The following is a 2,996-nucleotide window of genomic DNA, read 5'->3' on the forward strand; positions in this document are numbered from 1 at the left end:
ATTCTCACTCGATCGCCAGATTCAAGCGATCGAGTGCAAGGGTTTTGAGCCTTTCAACGTCAAAACCTTGCACTTAATTTCTGAAAAAAGGCTCAAAACCCTTGCAGTGATTGGCTTGCTGAGATCTTCAGCAAGCCCTAACTAGTAACTCTATTTAAGCCGCTCAGTACTAGTAGCTCTCAGGTGGAAGTTTATCCACCTGAGAATTCAAAATAGATGGAGTAAGTGGAAGTTTGTGAATATCTACTTCACCAAATGTTCTGGCAACCTGTCGAATCGTAAGAGATCGTCGTAGTTTTCGCGTTGGATGATGATGTTTGCTTCGCCATTATTGACGAGGACAGCGGCAGGGCGGGTAATTCGATTATAGTTGGAAGACATACTATAGTTGTATGCACCTGTTGCCGGAACGACTAAGATATCTCCAGGTACAGCCGCCGCAATTTGGGCATCTTTAATCAAGATATCACCTGACTCGCAATGCTTACCCGCGATCGTGACGGTTTCAGTCATCGGTGCAGACATTTTATTGGCAATCATCGCCCGATATTGTGATTGATAAGTAATCGGGCGGGGGTTGTCGGACATCCCACCATCGATGCTGATATATGTCCGAATTCCAGGGACAGTTTTAGTGCCGCCGACGGTGTAGGCAGTGACACAGCTACTCCCAATCAACGAACGTCCAGGTTCCGATATTACGCGCGGATAGGCGACTCCATGCGCGTCACAGGCGATTTTAAGGGCGGTAGCGACGTTTTTGATCCACGCGTCGATGCTTTGAGGATCGTCGGCTTCGGTGTATTTGATGCCCAAGCCACCACCGACATTGATTTCACTGATGGGTAAGCCGTGACTGAGGGCGAGTTTGTACCATTCCACCATTACACCTGCTAAATCTTGGTGGGGCTGTTGCTCGAAGATTTGGGAGCCGATGTGCGCGTGAACGCCGATACAGGTAATATCTGTCTGCTTGCTCAACCAGGTGAAGACTTCATCGAGTTGATTGGGATCGAAACCAAATTTGCTATCTAAATGTCCGGTGCGAATATATTCGTGGGTGTGACATTCAATCCCTGGGGTGAGCCGAATCATCACGGGGACGTTTTTACCTGCTGCACTGGCAATAGTGGCGATATTTTCGAGTTCGAGCCAATTATCGGCAATGATGCGGCAATTATTGGCGATCGCAAGTTCGAGTTCGGCAACTGATTTATTATTACCGTGGAAGTAGATCTTCTCTGCACTCACCCCAGCTCCAATCGCGGTGAGAATTTCGCCACCGGACACCACATCGATGCCTAAATCTTCACTCCCCGCGATCGCACAGATTGCCAGACAACTCCATGCTTTTGAGGCATATATTACCAGAGATTCGCCTGGATAATATTTTTGCCACCCATCCCGATATTGTCTACAGGCGGTGCGAACCGATTGCTCGTCGAGGATATATAACGGCGAACCAAATTGCTGGACTAATTCGGTGACATCACAGCCACCCACTTCGAGACAATCTCGATCGTTCACTCTAGCAGTAAGTGGGAGAATATGCTGGTTTGGCGACGCGTCGGGAGTAGCTGGGGGTAAGTACTGGCGGCTGGTGGGATGAGTTGCGGAAATCGATACCATTGGGTTGTTTGAACGAGGATCTGGATTACTAAATTATAATAGAAGTGCGATGGTTAGTAGACTGGCAACCGATTTAGCACTAGGTGCTAACAGCTAATTATGTTACAAGTAGACCGTAAATATTTACCGTCTAGCACTGAGTTACCGGACTCTGACGATACTCCTGTGGATAATGAAGACCAGAATTGGCTTCCAAATGTATTACTTTTACTCTTGAAGTATATTTGGGCAGATCGTACCGATTGGTTTTTTGGGGTAGATATGGGCGTGTATCATCCCACGGGTGTGAATCATCGCTTTCCCGTCGTCCCCAATGGATTTTTGAGCTTGGGTGTAGAGCGGCGTAAGGGGAATAAATCTCGTCGCAGTTATGTGATGTGGGAAGAGAATGACATTCCGCCGATCCTCACATTGGAAATGGTATCTTGGACTCCTGGGGGTGAGTATGAGGAGAAGATGGCTATTTATGCCAAGTTGGGCGTACTCTACTATGTCATCTACAATCCAGAATACTGGCAACGCGATCGTCATCAACCGTTTGAAGTCTATAAGTTAGTAGATGGTGGCTATCAACTCCAAATCGGTGAGCCTTATTGGTTCCCCGAAATTGGCTTGGGAATCGGGCGTTGTCAAGAAGTATCTGGAGCGGTAGAGCAAGAAGTTTTGTCTTGGTTTGATGCTCAAAATAATCGCTATTTGCGCCCAGAAGAAGAAGCGGTACTAGCTAAAGATGATTCTTACGACTCATTATTCCCAGGACGTTTAAACGCTTACTTCGACTACTATCAATTGACAAATATTCACCGATATTTTGCCATCCATAGGGAACATTAGGAATTAGACAGAAACCTGCCTCATCTAAATAGTATAAATTAATTTCTCCGAGATCTTCTAACCGTTTGAACTCCTCTAGTTTTGCTCGCTTTTCAATGTATTCTATCGGGTCTGGCTCTCCGTGGACACCTCGACGCATCCGGTGCCAACTCATAGACAATGATTTCAAAATTCTCTTAATTGTTTTGGTGCTAGTATCAATTTCCCATTCTGCTTTGATTTTTTGCAATACTTTTTTTAATTGCCTGGGTTCTTCTCTTGTCCAGTCTCTAATTTTCTCTTCTTGTTCAGGATTGAATGTCTTTTTTCGTCCTCTACCAGATTTATCATATAATCCGAGCATCCCCTCAGATTCCCACCGATTTAACCAGTTATAAATTGTTCTGTGATTAATCTGAAGGGGTGACAAGCATCCCTTAAATCATTATGTGATAGGGATTATAGAGGCTGAGGTTGCGAAGGTAAAAGTCAATTTTATGGCAATTAAGTCGGACATATCGATAAATTAAGCCCGGAATAAAATCCCAATCGAA

At 45.3% G+C, this 2,996-nt stretch carries 3 protein-coding genes; 1 reads left to right on the plus strand and 2 read right to left on the minus strand.

Going from position 1 to position 2,996, the window contains the following annotated elements; genetic code table 11:
• Positions 1-243 precede the first annotated feature (243 nt).
• A complete protein-coding gene (gene lysA, locus ACEW9J_RS04720) occupies positions 244-1,629 on the minus strand; it encodes a diaminopimelate decarboxylase (RefSeq protein ID WP_373543985.1) in 1,386 nt (461 codons plus the stop codon).
• A 99-nt stretch (positions 1,630-1,728) separates the two neighbouring features.
• Here lysA and ACEW9J_RS04725 point away from each other — a divergent pair, with 99 nt between their 5' ends.
• Positions 1,729-2,463, plus strand: a complete 735-nt coding sequence (locus tag ACEW9J_RS04725; RefSeq protein WP_373543986.1) for a Uma2 family endonuclease — start codon at positions 1,729-1,731, stop codon at positions 2,461-2,463.
• Here the strand turns inward: ACEW9J_RS04725 and ACEW9J_RS04730 are convergent.
• Positions 2,354-2,872, minus strand: coding sequence for an IS630 family transposase (locus ACEW9J_RS04730; protein WP_373543987.1), 519 nt, complete (start codon positions 2,870-2,872; stop codon positions 2,354-2,356). The genes ACEW9J_RS04725 and ACEW9J_RS04730 overlap by 110 nt on opposite strands.
• Positions 2,873-2,996: the final 124 nt, after the last annotated feature.

The organism is Chamaesiphon sp., from assembly GCF_041737865.1.
Classification (GTDB): Bacteria; Cyanobacteriota; Cyanobacteriia; order Cyanobacteriales; family Chamaesiphonaceae; genus Chamaesiphon.

Coding starts and splice junctions, on each gene's coding strand:
- lysA (WP_373543985.1), bottom strand. CDS start 1,629: ATGGTATCGATTTCCGCAACTCATCCCACCAGCCGCCAGTACTTACCC.
- ACEW9J_RS04725 (WP_373543986.1), top strand. CDS start 1,729: ATGTTACAAGTAGACCGTAAATATTTACCGTCTAGCACTGAGTTACCG.